The sequence below is a fragment of the Brevibacterium sp. NPDC056726 genome (assembly GCF_042790515.1).
GTDB lineage: Bacteria > Actinomycetota > Actinomycetes > Actinomycetales > Brevibacteriaceae > Brevibacterium > Brevibacterium sanguinis.
Genome location: NZ_JBHTYZ010000002.1, coordinates 225,257 through 242,401 on the forward strand (window position 1 = coordinate 225,257; position 17,145 = coordinate 242,401).

16 protein-coding genes are annotated in these 17,145 nt (G+C 70.7%); 9 read left to right on the top strand and 7 right to left on the bottom strand.

The window, feature by feature from the left end; genetic code table 11:
* Positions 1–56: 56 nt before the first annotated feature.
* On the bottom strand, positions 57–425 hold the full coding sequence (locus ACFQ91_RS04455) for a metallopeptidase family protein (protein WP_198498384.1): 369 nt from the start codon (positions 423–425) through the stop codon (positions 57–59).
* A 163-nt stretch (positions 426–588) separates the two neighbouring features.
* On the opposite strand from ACFQ91_RS04455, the gene ACFQ91_RS04460 reads away from it, so the two are divergent.
* From ACFQ91_RS04460 to ahcY, 3 genes are all read left to right on the top strand, one after another.
* Positions 589–903 (top strand): DUF3499 family protein, encoded by a 315-nt coding sequence (locus ACFQ91_RS04460; protein ID WP_232623550.1) that lies wholly within the window; start codon positions 589–591, stop codon positions 901–903.
* A gap of 32 nt (positions 904–935) precedes the next feature.
* Positions 936–2,369, top strand: a complete 1,434-nt coding sequence (manB, locus tag ACFQ91_RS04465) for a phosphomannomutase/phosphoglucomutase (protein WP_198498386.1) — start codon at positions 936–938, stop codon at positions 2,367–2,369.
* Between the two features lie 70 nt (positions 2,370–2,439).
* The gene (gene ahcY, locus ACFQ91_RS04470; RefSeq protein ID WP_198498387.1) at positions 2,440–3,900 is read left to right on the top strand and encodes an adenosylhomocysteinase; all 1,461 of its coding nucleotides are present in this window, start codon (positions 2,440–2,442) and stop codon (positions 3,898–3,900) included.
* A gap of 80 nt (positions 3,901–3,980) precedes the next feature.
* On the opposite strand, the gene ACFQ91_RS04475 is transcribed toward ahcY, so the two are convergent.
* Positions 3,981–4,829 (bottom strand): RDD family protein, encoded by an 849-nt coding sequence (locus ACFQ91_RS04475; RefSeq protein WP_198498388.1) that lies wholly within the window; start codon positions 4,827–4,829, stop codon positions 3,981–3,983.
* Between the two features lie 75 nt (positions 4,830–4,904).
* Here ACFQ91_RS04475 and ACFQ91_RS04480 point away from each other — a divergent pair, with 75 nt between their 5' ends.
* A complete protein-coding gene (locus tag ACFQ91_RS04480) occupies positions 4,905–5,903 on the top strand; it encodes a stage II sporulation protein M (protein WP_198498389.1) in 999 nt (332 codons plus the stop codon).
* Positions 5,904–6,011: 108 nt separating this feature from the next.
* On the opposite strand, the gene ACFQ91_RS04485 is transcribed toward ACFQ91_RS04480, so the two are convergent.
* From ACFQ91_RS04485 to ACFQ91_RS04505, 5 genes are read right to left on the bottom strand one after another with little or no spacing between them, the layout of a single operon-like run.
* Positions 6,012–7,298, bottom strand: a complete 1,287-nt coding sequence (locus ACFQ91_RS04485; RefSeq protein ID WP_198498390.1) for a DUF58 domain-containing protein — start codon at positions 7,296–7,298, stop codon at positions 6,012–6,014.
* Positions 7,299–8,411 (bottom strand): MoxR family ATPase, encoded by a 1,113-nt coding sequence (locus tag ACFQ91_RS04490; protein ID WP_198498391.1) that lies wholly within the window; start codon positions 8,409–8,411, stop codon positions 7,299–7,301.
* Entirely contained in the window at positions 8,408–9,643 is a 1,236-nt protein-coding gene (locus ACFQ91_RS04495) for a DUF4350 domain-containing protein (RefSeq protein ID WP_198498392.1), read from the bottom strand. Before ACFQ91_RS04495 ends, ACFQ91_RS04490 begins: the two co-directional genes overlap by 4 nt.
* Positions 9,640–10,347 (bottom strand): DUF4129 domain-containing protein, encoded by a 708-nt coding sequence (locus ACFQ91_RS04500; protein ID WP_198498393.1) that lies wholly within the window; start codon positions 10,345–10,347, stop codon positions 9,640–9,642. The genes ACFQ91_RS04495 and ACFQ91_RS04500 overlap by 4 nt, the downstream gene beginning before the upstream one ends.
* A complete protein-coding gene (locus ACFQ91_RS04505; protein ID WP_198498394.1) occupies positions 10,344–11,399 on the bottom strand; it encodes a hypothetical protein in 1,056 nt (351 codons plus the stop codon). The genes ACFQ91_RS04500 and ACFQ91_RS04505 overlap by 4 nt, the downstream gene beginning before the upstream one ends.
* Before the next feature lie 79 nt (positions 11,400–11,478).
* Between ACFQ91_RS04505 and mtrA the strand changes: the two genes are divergently transcribed.
* The 5 genes from mtrA to hpf all read left to right on the top strand — a co-directional run bounded on the left by mtrA (position 11,479) and on the right by hpf (position 17,117).
* The gene (gene mtrA / locus ACFQ91_RS04510) at positions 11,479–12,159 is read left to right on the top strand and encodes an MtrAB system response regulator MtrA (protein ID WP_198498395.1); all 681 of its coding nucleotides are present in this window, start codon (positions 11,479–11,481) and stop codon (positions 12,157–12,159) included.
* Entirely contained in the window at positions 12,156–13,928 is a 1,773-nt protein-coding gene (mtrB, locus tag ACFQ91_RS04515; RefSeq protein WP_249120889.1) for an MtrAB system histidine kinase MtrB, read from the top strand. Before mtrA ends, mtrB begins: the two co-directional genes overlap by 4 nt.
* Positions 13,925–15,649 (top strand): LpqB family beta-propeller domain-containing protein, encoded by a 1,725-nt coding sequence (locus ACFQ91_RS04520; RefSeq protein ID WP_198498396.1) that lies wholly within the window; start codon positions 13,925–13,927, stop codon positions 15,647–15,649. Before mtrB ends, ACFQ91_RS04520 begins: the two co-directional genes overlap by 4 nt.
* A gap of 9 nt (positions 15,650–15,658) precedes the next feature.
* The gene (locus tag ACFQ91_RS04525) at positions 15,659–16,369 is read left to right on the top strand and encodes a ComF family protein (RefSeq protein ID WP_198498397.1); all 711 of its coding nucleotides are present in this window, start codon (positions 15,659–15,661) and stop codon (positions 16,367–16,369) included.
* 67 nt (positions 16,370–16,436) lie between these two features.
* The gene (gene hpf / locus ACFQ91_RS04530; protein WP_198498398.1) at positions 16,437–17,117 is read left to right on the top strand and encodes a ribosome hibernation-promoting factor, HPF/YfiA family; all 681 of its coding nucleotides are present in this window, start codon (positions 16,437–16,439) and stop codon (positions 17,115–17,117) included.
* Positions 17,118–17,145: the final 28 nt, after the last annotated feature.

Consider the following 17,145-nt stretch of genomic DNA (forward strand, 5'->3'; position numbering starts at 1 on the left):
AGCCGTCTCCGACCTGACCGAGGATCCGGCTCCGACTCCGCCGGAGACTGCGGCGCTCAGCCCTGCGCGCCGCGCAGCAGCGCGACCTGGTCGGCGATCACCTCGGCGATGAGGGTCTCCCGCGTCCCCCCGAGGCTGTGGTATTCGATGGGCCGACGGTAGAGGACGATGTGCGTGCGACGCTGCGGGGTCGCGGGGAACACCCGACCGAAGCTCGGCTCCGTCGACCCCGGCGGGGGGACGACATCGATGGCGAGGACCACCTCGGCGAGGAGATCGGGCTCCTGCTCGCGGTGCCGGGCGAACTCCTCGGCGGCGACCCGCGCGAAGGACTCCGCCCGGGTCGCGCGCGCGGGCACATCCGCGCGGAAGAGAGAGGACCGCAGGCCCCGTCCATGCCGGTCCCGGCGGCGTCTGACGTTCATGGTCGATGATTCTACCGAGACCGCTGTGAGGAAACCCGCAGAACTCGCCCGCCGCTCGGCCCGGCCACCGGGGAACGGGCAGCGGCAGCGTGTAAAGTGAACGACTGTGTCAGCCTTGCGAACGTGCTCGAAAGTCAGCTGCTCGCGCAGCGCCTCCGCGACCATGACCTACGTGCATGCGGACGCGTGTGTCGTCGTCGGTCCCCTCGCCCGCCGCGCCGAACCCGGCGCCCACGACCTCTGCGCCGATCACGCCGCCCGCCTCACCCCGCCGGTGGGCTGGGAGCTCATCCGCATCGGTGCGACCGAGGAACCGCCGGAGCGCACCCATGACGATCTCCTCGCGATCGCCGACGCGGTGCGCGAGGCAGCCGCGACCCCCGCACCCGGAAGCCGGCCGCGGGCCGTCGACGCCGATTCCGAGGCCGACACCGGACAGGGCCGCCGCCACGGACACCTGCGCATCATCGGCCCGTGAGCGCCACTGACGAACTCCACGAAGGACACCCCATGACCCTCCCCGCCTCCCGTGCCCGCGCCCTGGCCACCGCCGTCGGCGCCTACGACATCCGCGGGAGGATCCCCGACGAACTCGACGATGACATCCTCTTCGCCCTCGGCTGGGCCACGGCGACCGCGATGGCGGAGATCCACGGCAGCACCGAGGTCGTCGTCGGCCATGACATGCGCCCGAGCTCCCCGGGATTCGCCGGGGCCTTCGCCGCGGGCATCGCCGCCGCGGGCCGGTGCCCGGTCCTCCTCGGCCTCTGCTCGACCGACCAGCTCTACTACGCCTCCGGGATCTTCGACCTGCCCGGGGCGATGATCACCGCCAGCCACAATCCCGCCGACTACAACGGGATCAAGATCTGCGGACCCCGCGCCGGCGGAGTCAGCCTCGACTCCGGACTCGGACGGATCCGCGACCTCGCCCCCGACGCCCCGGCGCCCGATACGGACGCCGCCCAGGTGCCCGTCGACGAGAGCGCGGCGGCGACGATGCGGAGCAGCTATGCCCAGCGCATCCGTGAGCTCACCCACGTCGACGCGGTGCGCGGTCTGCGCGTCGTCGTCGACTGCGGCAACGGCATGGCCGGTCGTCTCCTCGACGAGGTCTTCGGCACCGCCGCGGGACTGCCCGAGCTCGACCTCGACGTCATCGGCCTCTACACCGAGCTCGACGGGACGTTCCCCAACCACGAGGCCAACCCCCTCAAACCCGAGAACCTCGTCGACGTCCAAAGGGCGGTCGTCGAGTACGACGCCGACCTCGGGCTCGCCTTCGACGGCGACGCCGACCGGTGCTTCTTCATCGACGAGACCGGGGCGACGCTGTCGGCCTCGGCCGTCGGCGCCCTCGTCGCCGAACGCGAGATCGCCCGCGCCCGGGCCGCCGGCGTCGAGACGCCCGCGGTCATCCACAACCTCATCACCTCCCGCAGCGTCCCCGAGGCGATCGCCGCCGCCGGCGGTCGTGCGATCCGCTCGAAGGTCGGCCACTCCGGCATCAAGACCCTGATGCGCGAGGAGAGCGCGGTCTTCGCATGCGAGCACTCCGCGCACTTCTACTTCGAGGAGTTCTACGGCGCGGATTCGGGCATGCTCGCCGCCTGTCACCTCATCACCGCTCTCGCCACCGCCGGCGGCCAGGCCTCGAGCCTCGTCGCCGCCTACGACACCTACCGCCAGTCGGGGGAGATCAACTTCACCGTCGCCGACCCCGATGCCGTCCTCGCCGCCTTCGCCGCGGCCGCCGCCGACTTCGGTCCCGGGCGCATCGAGGATCTCGACGGGATCAGCCTGCAGGGCGAGGACTGGTGGGTCAACCTGCGCAAGTCGAACACCGAACCGCTCGTGCGGCTCAACGTCGAAGCGCCCGACGAGGCGCGCGTGCGCGAACTCACCGACCTCGCCACCGTCATCGTCTCCGGCCGGGCCGCCTGAGCCTGCCGCACCGACCCGCAGCCGCACCGACTCTCAGCTGCACCGACACCCCACCGCACAAGGAGGCCCCGTGCTCGAACCCACCGACTTCCAGGTCGCCGATCTCAGTCTCGCCGAGGCGGGTCGCCATCAGATCCGGCTCGCCGAACGCGAGATGCCCGGCCTCATGGCCCTGCGCGAGGAGTACGCGGAACAGGCACCGCTGGCCGGGGCCCGCATCGCCGGCAGCCTCCACATGACGGTGCAGACGGCCGTGCTCATCGAAACGCTCGTCGCCCTCGGCGCGCAGGTGCGCTGGGCGAGCTGCAACATCTTCTCGACCCAGGACGAGGCCGCTGCGGCCGTCGTCGTCGGACACGGCACCCCCGAGTCCCCCGAGGGTGTGCCCGTCTTCGCGTGGAAGGGCGAGTCCCTGCCGGAGTACTGGTGGGCCGCCGACCGGATCTTCGACTTCGCCGAGGGACCCAACCTCATCCTCGACGACGGCGGGGACGCGACGATGTACGTCCTGCAGGGCGCCGCGGCCGAAGCGGCCGGGCGCGTGCCGAGCGCGGACGAGGACGACCCCGAGGAGTACAAGGCGTTCCTCGCCCAGCTCGAATCCGCGATGACCGCGGCACCCGGGCGCTTCACCGCGCTGGCCGCCGGCATCCGCGGGGTGAGCGAGGAGACGACGACCGGAGTCAACCGGCTCTACCGCCTCGCCGAGGCCGGGGAGCTGCCGTTCCCCGCGATCAACGTCAACGACTCAGTGACGAAGTCGAAGTTCGACAACCGCTACGGCATCCGCCATTCCCTGCCCGACGGGCTCAACCGCGCCACCGACGTGCTCATCGGCGGCAAGATCGCCGTCGTCGTCGGCTACGGCGACGTCGGCAAGGGCGCCGCCGAGGCGCTGCGCGGTCAGGGTGCGCGTGTCGTCGTCACGGAGATCGACCCCATCTGCGCTCTTCAGGCGACGATGGACGGCTACCAGGTCGCCCTCCTCGACGAGGTGGCCGCCGAGGCCGACATCGTCATCACGACGACCGGCAACACCCGGGTCGTCGGCGTCGAGACGCTCCAGCGGCTCAAGCCCGGGGCGATCGTCGGCAACGTCGGGCACTTCGACGACGAGATCGACCTCGCCGGCCTGCGCCGCCTGCCCGGGGTGTCGACGATCGAGATCAAGCCGCAGGTCCACCAGTGGACGGTGCCCGTGCCCGCCGAGCTCGGACTCGACCGGGAGACGACGGAGATCCTCGTCCTCTCCGAGGGCCGCCTGCTCAACCTCGGCAATGCCACGGGCCACCCGTCGTTCGTCATGAGCGCCTCGTTCAGCAACCAGGTGCTCGCCCAGATCGAACTGTGGGCCTCGGCCTCCGACTACGACAACGCGGTCCACCGGCTGGCGAAGGAGCTCGACGAGAAGGTGGCCCGCCTCCATCTGCCCGCCCTCGGTGCGCGCCTGAGCGAACTGACGAAGGAGCAGGCCGAGTACATCGGCGTCGACGTCGCCGGACCCTTCAAACCCGACCACTACCGGTACTGAGACGCCGGGCACCGGAAGGGAGCCGGGCGGCGACGACGCGGCCTCTTCAGGGGCGGACGTCAGCCGCCTTCGGGGTGTCGTCAGCCGCGGTGATCTCCCTGCGCGGTCCCGGACCGCAGCCGCAGGCCGTGCGGCAGATGGTCGATGCCGGCGCGGAACTGCTGTGCCTGGACACCTCGGCGCTGCTGTTTCGCGGCTTCGGTCAACCGCTGCCGGTGGGCGATCGCGGAGAGGAACTGCTCGGGCAGGGTGCCCTCCGGCGGGGCGGGGGCGACATGGGGATTGAGCTCCGTGGCGAGTTCGACGGCCCGCTGCCACCGTGACTCGTGCCCGAGGTTCGGGGCGATCGCGAGGAACGCGACGATGCGCCGGTGCAGTCCCGTCGGCACCGCGGAGACATCGGTCTCGCTCAGCCAGTGGGCGAGCTGCGGGGCGACGTGGGTGGTGACCGGCGGGGGCGGGCTCGTGCGCTCGCTCACCGCGAGCGTCCCGGCCAGATAGTCGCCGAGGCGCTTGGTCTGCGGCGAGACGAGACCGGAGAGCGCGGCGAGCCCGCCGCCGGTCGCGAGCACCTCGAAGGGCCACAGGAGCGCTCGGATGACGGCGTGCCGAACCCGGATCGCCCCGCCGTCGTCGCGGACGATGCGCAGACCGAGGATGAGCTTGCCGACCGACCGGCCCTTCGTGAGCACCTCGACGAGCATCGGCAGGAGGACGAAGACGCTGATGCTCATGATCGTCATCACCGATCCGAGGATGAGGGTGTTGACCTCGAGGATCCGCAGAAGCAGCCAGAACATGCCGATGAGCAGACCGATGTTGACCAGGGTGTAGAGGAGCCAGTCGATGGCGCAGCTGAGCGCCCGGGCGGCCAGGGCCGCCGGCTGGACGCTGAGTTCGACGGCTTCGCCGGTCACGAGAGTGCTCACCCCACCATCCTGGCACACCGAGGCGGTCGCCCGCGGCACAGACTCGTGCCGGGCCCGATCGTCTAGGGTGGAGGCATGGATCCGAACCTGCTGGCCGAGATGCACGGTGAGAAGTGGCGGGAGCTCGCGGATCTCGCGAAGCGCAATCGGCTCGATCCGGCGCAGGCTCAGCGCTTCCTCGACCTCTACCGGGCGGCGTCGAAGGATCTCTCCCAGATCATGACGGTCGCCCCCGACTCGCTCGAGGCGGCCCGGCTCTCGGCGATCGTCCACCGGGCGCGGAACCACCTCTCGTCGGTGCCGGCCGGCGGTCTGTCCGGTATCGCCCGCTACTTCGCCATCGCACTTCCGCTGTCGATCTACCGGCTGCGCTGGGACTTCGTCGTCATCGCCCTCGCCTTCCTCGCCGCCTCGGTGCTCGCCGGGGTGTGGGCCGGCACCCACCCGGAGGTCCTCGACACGTTCGGCGACTACGAGTACCGCCGGCAGTTCGCCGAACAGGACTTCGTCGAGTACTACAAGGAGAACCCCAACGGCTTCTTCGCCATCGGCGTGTGGACGAACAACGCGTGGATCGCCGTGCAGTTCGTCCTCCTCGGCGTCACCGGCGTCTTCGTCCTCCAGGGACTGTTCCTCAACGCCGTCAACGTCGGCTTCTCGGGGGCGATGATGTTCGAGTTCGACCGCGGCGCCGACTTCTTCCTCTACATCCTTCCCCACGGCATCCCGGAGATCAGCTGCATCCTGCTCGCCGCGGCCGCCGGCCTGCGGCTCTTCTTCGCCTGGGTGATCCCCGGTCCGCAGCTGCGCCGCACGAAGCTCGCCCGGGAGGCCCGCTCCCTCCTCGTCGTCGCCGGGGGGCTCGTCATCATGCTCTTCCTCTCGGGACTCATCGAGGGCTTCGTCACGCCCAATCCGCTGCCGCCCGCGCTGAAGATCGCGATCGGCGTCGCCTACACGGCCGCCATCGTCGTCTATGCGGGAACGCTCGGGAGGAGGGCCGCCCGGGCGGGGCTCTCGGCGGACCTCGAGGACCATGAGGCCGGCTACGCGATCGTCGCCACCGACCGGTGACCGCGCCGCAGCGGTGGGCTGGTCCCGCGCCGAGGCAGCATGGCAGTCAGTCGCCGAGGCGATGGGGCAGCCCCGCGCCGCGGCGGTGGGCAACAGTGTATCTGCGGCTCAGAGCCTGCCGGTGGCCTTGAGTCCGATGTAGAGGTCGGCGAGGGCTCCGGGCAGGTGTTCGGGGGTCGCTGCGACCGAATCGACGCCGATCCCGCGCAGCCGGGCACGCAGGGCCTCCACCGTGAGGAGCTCGGCGGCGGCCGCGGCAGCGGTGTAGACCTCGGTGGCGTCGCCGCGGCGCGCGGCGAGGTCGTTCAGGTCGGGGTCGGCGACGGAGGCGACGACGACGCGGTGACGGCTCATCAGGGTCGGGAGGACGGGGAGGATCTCCTCGGCCACGGTCGCCTCGTCGAGGGCGGTGATGACGACGACGAGGGCGTGCTGCCGCGAGGTCGCGAGCACGCTGCCGGCGATCTGCTCCCAGTCGGCGTCGTAGAGCTCGGGGTGGACGGGAGTGAGCGCGACGGAGAGGTCGTGGACCGGGTCGGAGGAGCGGTGGCTCGAGGCGGTCGCGCGCACCCGGGCATCGGCGACGATGACGTCGACGCGGTCCCCGGCCCCGGCGGCCAGCGCCGTGAGCAGGAGCGCGGATTCGAGGGCGGCGTCGAAGACCGTGCCCGCGCCGCTGCGGCGGGCCGCGAGCCGCGAGGAGTCGACGACGATGACGACCCGGCGATCGCGCTCCGGGCGCCACGTCTTGACGATGAGGTCCTGGGCGCGGGCGCTGGCCCGCCAGTCGATCGACCGGACGTCGTCGCCGTCGACGTAGTCGCGCAGGGAGTCGAACTCGGTGCCCATGCCGCGGATCATCACCGCGGACCGCCCTTCGAGCTCCCGCAGCTTCTGCATCTTCGACGGCAGCTCCCGACGGGAGACGAACGGCGGGAGGACCCGGATCGCGGCGGGGACGTCGAAGCTTCGCTGCCGCCGGACGAGGCCGAGGGCCGTCGCCGTGCGCAGCGTCACCTGATCGGCGGCGAGGGCACCGCGCCTGCGGGGCGTGAAGACGGTCGTGATCTCCCGCGTCTCACCGGGATCGAGGGTGAGCGCGGTTCGGGTGCTGTGGGCACCGGCGCTCGGGGCCCACGCGTCGCGCACCGAGAGCCGGATCCGCCGGGGCGAATCGTTGACGAGGGTGAGCGTGGCCGTGGTGTCCTCGCCGAGGCGGACCATCGGCCCCGGCGTGCGCTGGAGGCCGATGAGGCGCGGGGCGGGAGCGAGCCGCCAGTCGACGAAGGCGACGACGGCGATGACCCCGGCGACGATGAGCGCGCTCGTCCACCCCGGGACGAGCATGACCGGCACGATCCCGAGGAGGGTGAGGAGGAGCAGACGGGAGGTCATTCAGCGGGGGACCTCAGTGGTCGCGACGATCGAGTCGAGGACCTGGCCGACGCTCAGTCCGTCCATCTGCGCCTCCGGGCGGAGGATGACCCGGTGGCCCAAGGTCATCGGCACGAGGAACTTCACATCGTCGGGGGTGACGTAGTCGCGACCGGCCAGCCAGGCCAGGGCGCGAGCGGCGGCGAGCATCCGCGTCGCCCCGCGGGGTGAGACGCCGAGGGCCAGGGACGGCGCCTGCCGGGTGGCGCGGGCGAGATCGACGATGTACGTGATGATCTCCGGTGCGATGTGGACGGTCGCCACCGCCTGCCGGGCACGGGCGATCATGTCGCGGTCGAGCACGGGGCGCAGCCCCGCGACGTCGAGGCGGCCGGCGTCGAAGCCGTGGGCGTGCCGGTCGAGGATCTCGAACTCGCGGTCGCGGTCGGGCAGGGTGAGGACGAGCTTGAAGAGGAACCGGTCGAGCTGGGCCTCCGGCAGCGGGTAGGTCCCCTCGTACTCGAGGGGGTTCTGGGTGGCGGCGACGATGAACGGCTCGGGCAGGGCCCGGGAGCGGCCGCCGACGGAGACCTGATGCTCCTCCATCGCCTCGAGAAGGGCCGACTGCGTCTTCGGCGGAGTCCGGTTGATCTCATCGGCGATGAGGACGTTCGTGAAGACGGGCCCGCTGCGGAACTCGAAGTCCGAGGTGGCCGCGTCGAAGACGAGCGACCCGGTGACGTCGGAGGGCATGAGGTCGGGGGTGAACTGGATGCGCGTGTGGTCGAGGTCGACGGCCGTCGCGAAGCTGCGCACGAGCAGGGTCTTCGCCACCCCGGGCACGCCTTCGAGGAGCACATGGCCCTGGCACAGCAGGGCGAGCAGCAGACCGGTGACCGCGTCGTCCTGTCCGACGACGGCCTTGCCGATCTCACCCCGCACCGCGGCGAAGGCCGCCGCGAGCGGGTCGGCGGGAGCCTCGGACGGTGCCCGGCCGACAGGAGCGTCCGCCGGCGCCCGGCCGGCGGTGGCCTGGCCGTTGGCGGCCAGGTGGTCGTTCGGGGTGTCCGGCCCCGGCGCGGCCGGAGGCACACCCGGGGGAGTCGAGGGGCGCGCAGGGTGGCTGCTGGTCATGGGATCTCGCTTTCGATCGTGTCGATGAGGTCGACGACCTCGGTGAGTTCGCGGTCGGTGGCGGGGGCGGCGGTGGCGAACGCCCAGGTCACCTGCGTGGGATCGCGACCTGTGGCGCCGGCGACCCGGGTGAGGAGGACGTCGCGGCCGACCTCGGGACCGAGCGCGAGTCGCGCGGCGATGCGCAGCAGCGCCGCGGTGCGCAGCGCATGGAGGGCCCCGGCGCGGTCGCGACTGCGCTCAGCCAGTGCCGCCCGGCCGAAGACGGTCTCGACAGCAGGCACGACGACGGGCAGGCGTTCGACGGCGAGCGGTCCGAAGCGGCGCCCGAGGACGAGGAGGAGAACGAGGAGGCAGGGGACGAGCCAGGCTGCGCCGGCGAGGAACCAGCTGGGCACGAAGTCGATCGTCGACGGGGGAGGAGCGACATCGGTGCCCTCCCGCGGGTAGTAGACGACGAGGTTCGGAGTCTGCGACAGCGTCGAGAGGGACAGCGCCGCATTGCCGTCCTCGTCGATCTCGCCGTTGCTCAGCCAGCTGCCGTTGCCGAGGACCGTGAGGGGGACGTCGCCGCCGTCGTCGACGACGAGCTGCCCGGCGGGGTCATCCGGGTCCGCGATGATTCCGGGTCCGGTCTGCGGGTAGCAGATGCGGATCTGAGGGTCGCCGGGCTCGACGGCCGCGTAGAGGCTCTCACCCGTGCTCACGTCGCCGGCCGCCACGGCTGCGGGAATCCGACACGCAGGCGCGGACACGGGATCGGGATCGGCCAGCGGGGAATCGGAGACGGCGGTGGTGAGCCGATCGGTGAACGCGCCGAGGCTGATGCCGGGGTCGACGAGGACGAGCCGGTTGCCCTCCTCGCGCAGGGCCGAGGTCAGCCCGTCGACGTCCCCGGGACTGAGCACGTCGGCACCGGCGGGGATGAGCAGCGTCGTGTCGGGTCGGGCACTCGCCTCCCGGGCGGCATCGAGGCTCTCGGTCGTCACCACCTCGGTGCCGTGGTCGCGCAGGGTCTCGACGAGGGCCTTCATCCCCTCCCGGCCCACCCCGTCGTAGTGGAGCGGGTCCTCCGGGGCGCGGTCACTGGTCATGAGCAGCGTGGCGATGACGGTGATGAGGACGACGACGGCGCCGACGATCCACACCCCGGCCGAGCGCAGCCGGGCGCTCAACGGCACGACCGCGGTGCTCACGGTGCCGCGGGTGGCGACATCGATCGCCGCGCTCATCGTCGTCCCGCCTCGGCGGTCAGGGTCCGGGAGGGGTCGCCGCTCCGGGCGGGTGCGCCGCGGTGGGCGGGGAGGGCGTCGAGCTCGGCGTCGAGGGCGAGGAACTCGGCGTAGACGCCGGCGAGGTCGGTCGGCCCGAGCTCGTCGTCGGGTCCGAACATGAGGTCGTCGAAGACGCGTGAGACCCGCCGCAGGGCGGTCGCGTGCGCGGGCAGGGCAGTGCCGGCGACGCGGGTGATCTCATTCGCCGTCTGGGCGGCTTCGAGGTCGATGACGTGCTTGAGGCCGAGGACGGCGAAGATCGCCCGGGCCTCGTCGATGACCGCGGTCCGATGATCGCCGCGCTCGTGGGCGGCTCGGGCGCTCTCCCGCCACGGTTCGGGGCGCGGGGAGGTCACGACGGCGTCGAAGGCCGCCAAGGGCATCCGGGCCCGCCGCAGACCGAGGCGCCGCACCCGCCAGACGATGAGTCCGATGAGCACCGCGACTGCCGCGACGACGAGGAGGAGCAGCCACGGCGATTTCCCTCCCAGCGCCGCGGAGAGGAGCGCGGCCCAGACATCGCCGAGCCAGCGCCCGAGCTGTTCGAGCGGTGTGAGGTCGTTCTCCGCATACTCGCTGCGGCTGAGTTCGCGGTTGAGCCATTCGCGACCGGTGTCACGGTCGATGACCCCGGAGGCGGCGGCGACGATGGGCGGGATCATGACGCGGCCGCCTCCTCGGTGCGGATGACGACGAGGTCGAAGCCCTCGCTGCGCATCCGGGCATCGAAGTAGCTCACGCACACGAGGCAGGAGAAGTAGCCGTAGAGGACGGCGGAGGAGACCGCGGTGAGCGCGAGGACGACGGCACCTGCGGTGATCGCGATCGCCGCCATCACCGCAAGGTCCCCGCCGGAGGTCGAGAGGACCGCGGTGAGGACGATGGTGACGACGAAGACGAAGGGCGAGATGACGAGCTGGATGAGCTGATTGGCCAGCAGGTACCCGAGTCCGAGCTGGCCGAGGGTGCGCCAGAAGCCGCTGCCGGTCAGCCGCCACGAGCGGGCGAGTGCGCCGCCGATGCCTGCGTCCTCGGCGGCGATCGCCGCACCGGTGAAGGCCAGGCGCAGGTTGAGCCAGACGACGGCGAGCACCCAGACGCCGAGGAGGAGGAGTCCGATGACACCGCCGATGATCGGGGCGCCGAGGAGGCCGGCGGCCACGGCGGGGCCGGCGAGCAGCGCCAGCAGCACGGTGTCGATGCCGGTGATGAGCAGGGCCGCCCCGACGAGCCTGAGGCGGCGTCCGGTCAGGGCGCGCCAGGCCGCCGTCAGCGTCGTCCGCCGCGCCCCGAAGGAGTTCTCGGCTCCGGGGGCGAGCAGACCGGCGAGGAAGTGGACGAACCCGAGGCTGAGGAGGCCGAGGACGAACGACCCGAGCTGCGCCAGCAGCGCGAAGCCCGACATCGCCTCGTCGTCGGCCATGACGTCGGCGAGGAACGGCAGGAAGGTCAGCGTCAGCGCCGTGCCCGCCGCGGTCAGCGCCAGCGTGCCGAGGGTGACGACGATGAGGGGGGCGCCGATGGCCAGGGACGGGATGAAGCGGAGCAGGCGGAAGCCGGTGTCGAGGACCTCGAAGAACGTCAGGGGACGCTTGGGGAGGATGCCGCGGGGAAGCGGCGGTCGCCACGGCGAATGCCCCGGAGACGGACTGCGGGGCTGCCACCGGCCGGTTTGCCAGTCGACCTGCGAAGTCCATGCGTTCGTTCGTCCCATTGCAGACAATCCTGCCACGGATGGCCGACACCGGGTGTCCCGGTCGAAACTTCACATGACTTTAAGCGACAATGGAGGTATGAACGCTCGTATCCTCGTAGTTGATGATGACACGGCTCTGGCCGAGATGATCGGAATCGTGCTCAAAAGTGAGGGCTTCGAACCCTTCTTCGCCGCGACCGGCGACCAGGCCTTCGACGAGTTCCAGAAGGTGGGACCCGACCTCGTGCTCCTCGATCTCATGCTGCCCGGCAAGGACGGGCTCGAGGTCTGCCGGGAGATCCGCGACGTCTCCTCGGTGCCGATCATCATGCTCACCGCGAAGTCGGACACCGTCGACGTCGTCCTCGGTCTCGAATCCGGCGCCGACGACTACGTGCCCAAGCCGTTCAAGCCCAAGGAGCTCATCGCCCGGGTGCGGGCGCGCCTGCGCATCTCCGAGCCGCAGGCCCCCGAACTGCTCACCGTCGGCGATGTCGTCGTCGACGTCGCCGGTCACACCGTGACGAAGGGCGGGGCGCCGATCTCGCTGACCCCGCTCGAATTCGACCTTCTCGTCGCCCTCGCCCGCAAGCCCTGGCAGGTGTTCTCGCGTGAGACCCTGCTCGAAGAGGTGTGGGGCTACCGGCATGCCGCCGACACCCGGCTCGTCAACGTCCACGTCCAGCGCCTGCGATCGAAGATCGAACGCGATCCGGAGAAGCCGGACATCATCGTCACCGTCCGCGGGGTCGGGTACAAGGCGGGCCGAGCGGCGTGAACCCCACCTCCGCCGTGCGCGGAGCCCTCCGCACCACAGCGAACGGACTCACGAGCCTCTGGGCGTTCATCCGCCGGTCGTTCAGCTACTCCCTGCAGGTGCGGATCGTCGTCCTCACCGTCATCCTCACCTCGGTGGCGATCTTCGGTGTCGGCACGTACATGTCCCAGCAGATCTCCCGCGGGCTCTTCGACAACCGGCTCGACTCCCTGTCGAAGCAGGCGGCGACGATCGTCGCCGAACTGCGCAGCGTCGCCCCCGCCGACGGGCAGGCCGTGACCCAGGAGAACCTGTCCTCCCAGCTCTCCTCGATCTTCAACCGCTCGACCGGTTCGGTCTACGCGCTCACCCTGCAGCCGCGGGACCCGAACTCGTCGTTCTCGACGATCAGCGTCGGCATGGACTCCTCAGCCGAGTCGGCGGCGGAGATGCCGGTGAGCTCGGACCTGCGGGAGGCGATCGGGCAGGCGCCGACCGATGACATGCTCTACCAGTCGGTGAGCCTGCCGGGCGGGCAGGGGCCGGGCCTGCTCATCACGCAGGAGCTCACGGTCCCCGGCGCCGGGCAGTTCCAGCTCTACTACCTCGGCGATCTGACCGAACAGCAGAACACCCTCGACTTCGTCCAGCGGTCGATGCTCGTCGCCGCCCTCGTCCTCGTCGTCCTCGTCGGTGCGGTCGCGTGGATCGTCACCCGCCTCGTCGTCACCCCGGTGCGCACCGGTGCGGAGGTGGCCCGCCTCATCGCCGACGGCGACCTCGACGAGCGCATGCCCGTCCACGGCAACGACGAGATCGCGGTGCTCGGGGAGAGCTTCAACGACATGGCCGACACCCTCCAGCACCAGATCCAGCAGATGGAGCGGCTCTCGGTGCTGCAGCGGCAGTTCGTCTCCGACGTCTCCCATGAGCTGCGGACCCCGCTCGCGACGATCCGCGCCGCCGCCGACCTCATCTACGATGCGCGCGACGACCTCGATCCGGTGACTGCCCGCAGCGCCGAGCTGCTCAACTCGCAGGCCGAGCGCTTCGACGCCCTCCTCTCCGACCTCCTCGAGATCTCCCGCTACGACGCCGGGGCCGCAGCGCTGGTCGCCAAACCCGTCGACGTCGGCGCGATCGTCACCTCCGTCGTCGAGACCGTCTCGATGATCGCCGACCAGATGTCGACGCACATCGTCGTCCATGCCCCGTCCTCACCGGTCATGGCCGAGGTCGACCGGGTGCGGATCACGCGGATCATCCGCAACCTCGTCGTCAACGCCATCGAGCACGGGGAGGGCAAGCCGATCGACGTCTACGTCGCCTCGAACGCCGAGGCGGTGGCCGTGAGCGTGCGCGACCACGGCGTGGGCATGAATGAGGAGCAGGTCGAGCACGTCTTCGACCGGTTCTGGCGCGCCGACCCCGCCCGCAAGCGCACCCTCGGCGGGTCCGGCCTCGGCCTGGCGATCTCGCTCGAGGACGCCCACCTCCACAGCGGCTGGCTCCAGGTGTGGGGCAACCCGGGGGAGGGCTCGTGCTTCCGGCTGACGCTGCCGCGCCGTCCCGACCAGGAGATCACCTCGTCGCCGCTGCCGCTGCCGCCGCGGGACGCGCAGATCCGCGGCTCCGCGCTCGTCGCCGGCCCGATGTCCTCCGACGGCTCGGTGCGGATCCAGACCGGGTCGATCCCCATCGTCGTCGAAGCCGATCTCGCCGAGGCGGTCCCCGACCGCAGCGAACCCGCCGAGGCGGAGGAGAGCGAACTGCAGAAGGGAAGCTCATGAGACCGTCGACAGCCCGGATGCGCGTGGTCACGATCGTCCTCGCCGTCTGCGCGAGCCTCGCCCTGACCGCGTGCTCCTCGATTCCCACGACCTCGCCCGTCGGACACCTCCCGGCGGCATCGAACGAGGCCGCCGCCGGCAGCGCGCGGACCCCGGACGGGCCGAAGCCCGGTGACAGCGTCGGGGAGATCGTCCGCGGGTTCCTCGCCGCCGGCGCCGGGACCGGCAACAACTTCGCCGTCGCGAAGTCGTTCCTCACCGAGGCGGAGGCCCAGGAGTGGAACCCGCTCGCCTCGGTGTCCGTGCTGCCCGGCGACACCGACCTCGACTCGCTCAACTACGAGGTCACCTCCGACCAGAAGACGCTGACGATGTCAGCTCCCGTCGTCGGCATCGTCGACTCCTCGGGGATCTTCTCCTCGGCGACCCCGGACACCCGCTCGAACCTCGAGTTCTCGCTGCGCCAGGAGAACGGGGAATGGCGGATCTCCTCGGCCCCCGACGGCCTGCTCGTCACCCCGACGACGTTCCGCACGATCTTCCTCAGCTACTCGCTCGAGTTCTTCACCTCTGACTTCTCCTACCTCGTGCCCGACTCCCGGTGGTTCCTGCGCTCGTCGTCGACCCCGACGGCGATCATCAACGAACTCCTCACCGGGCCCGCGCCCTACCTCGCCGGGGCCGTCATCACGGCGGCCCCCGACGGGGCGAAGCTCAACGACTCGAACGTCGTGACGATCGAGAACGGCGTCGCCAACGTCTCCCTCGGCAATCTCACCCCGGCGCCGACGGACCGGGAGAAGGGCCTCATCCGGCAGCAGATCGCCTCGACGCTGCGGGCCATCCCCTCGGTCTCGAGCGTCGAGCTGACGATCGGCGGTCAGGTCGTGTCCGAGAGCCTGCAGCCGAAGACGGACTCCTCCGTCCAGGTCGACGGGCCGCCGGTCGTCATCGCGAACAACCGGATCTCGCGGATCTCCGGCACCACGGTGGCCCGGGCGGAGAACAGCCCCGACCTCAGCGATGCCAAGGCCAGCGACCCGGCCGTGTCCTTCGACGACTCGATCTACGCGTACCTCGAGGACGACGGGCAGCACCTCAAGCGGCTGCGCGCGGACTCCTCGGAGTCGCGCACCGTGCTCAACGGGTCGTCGCTCGTCGGGCCGAGCATCGACCGGTTCAACTCGATCTGGACGGGCGAGCGCGACAACAAGGGCGAGATCACGGCGGTCGGCCGCGACGATCAGGTCTACACCGTCGCCGCGGACTTCCTCTCCGGTCGCACCCTGCTCGATCTCGAGGTCTCCCGGGACGGCACCAGGCTGGCGGTGCTCAGCCGGCAGGGCGATCAGCCCGAGCGCATCGACGTCGTCGGCATCCCGCGCGACCGGGCGGGCAACCCCGCCGCCTCCCTCTCCGACGCCCCGCTGCAGGTCGGCTCGTACTTCTCCGGGATCCAGGACATCTCGTGGGGCGGGTCGACCTCGCTCGCGGTGCTCGCGCAGCTGCCGGGCGAGACCGTCCAGCCCTACCGGGTCCACGTCGCGGGTCCGCCCGAGCAGCTCGGCCAGCTGCCCGGCGGCGGCGACCGGATCGCGGCCGGCGAGGACGGTCGCTCGATCCTCGTGACCGGGACCGCCGGCGAGATCTACTCGTATAACTCGAACGCGTGGCAGAAGCTCATCGACGTCACGGCGAAGGATCCCGCGTATCCGGGCTGAGTCGCTGCGATGGGGCTGCTGAGCGAGTTCTCCGATCTCTTCCTGCCGCGACGGTGCGCCGGCTGCGGGCGGGAGACCGTCTCGCTGTGCACGACGTGCCTCATGCTCCTCGGCGGCGTTCCGCGCGCGATGGAGCCGCGGTACGGGACGCTGCCCGTCGTCGGGGTCTCGGAATACAACTCGCGGGTGTCCCATATGGTGGTCAATTTCAAGGACAACGGCCGTCGGGACGTCCTCGACCCGCTCGCCCTCGCTCTCGCACGGGCGATCGTCGCCGCCCTCGACCTCGTCGGTCATCCGGGCGGACCGGTGGGCGTCGTGCCCGCACCGAGTTCGCAGGCAGCTCTCCGCCGCCGCGGAGGATCGCACACCGCCGCCCTCGCCCGGCGGGCCGGGCAGCTCGCTCCGGACCTGTCGCTCGAGGTCATCGACGTCCTCGCCGCGCGCAGGCGCCACGACCAGGTCGGACTCGGGGCACACGAGCGGGCGCACAATGCGGAGAACTCGCAATTCCTCATCCCGAATCCGCCCTCCCGGCGGGTGCGGGAAATCGCTGCGGAGACCGCCACGGTCATTCTCGTCGACGATTTCTCGACCACCGGCGCGACCTTGGCCGAAAGCGCAAGAGTATTAACATCGGTGCAGGTCAGACCCGCTGTTGCCGCAGTCATCGGACTCGGTCGCGGGGGCACTCGATTTGTCTCTCCCTTTACTGTATAACGGTGTTTACCCATCCAAGGGAATGGGATCGGATTCATCCGAAGAACGAGTCGCCAAAGGACCCATCATGGACATTGTTGTCACCGGACGCCAACTGACCATCTCCGACAGCTTCCGCGCGCACATCGAAGACAAGATCGCCAAAGTCGAGCAGCTCGCGCCTCGCGCGCAGCGTGTCGAGGTCCACGTCGCTCACGATAAGAACACGAAGCAGCCCGAGACGAGCGAGCGGGTCGAACTCACGGTGGTGGCGAAGGGTCCGGTCATCCGCGCCGAGGCGATGGCGAGCGACAAGTACGCCGCCCTCGACCTCGCGTGGGCCAAGCTCGTCGAGCGCTTGAGGCGGGCCAGGGACAGGAACAAGGTGTCCCGCGTCGGCCGTCATCGCAAGGAGTCGACCGCCGAGGCGCTCGCGAAGATGCCCGTCGCCGAGCCGCTCGGAGGGACCGAGGCCGATGCCGACGCCGAGACGACCGCATCGACCCCCGACCAGACGAACGGCCGGATCAAGGCAGAGGGCGATTCGCCCGTGGTGCTGCGGGAGAAGTCGTTCGCGGCGGCGCCGATCGGCATCGAGGAGGCGCTCAACCGGATGGAGCTCGTCGGCCACGACTTCTACCTCTTCATCGACGAGGAGTCGTCGAAGCCCTCCGTCGTCTACCGCCGCAAGGGCTGGAGCTACGGTGTCATCGCCCTCGACGAGGACCTCGTCAGCGAAGAGGCGCTGCCGGAGACGGTCGCCGACTAGGCACCGCCTGACCCGACGACGCTACCGA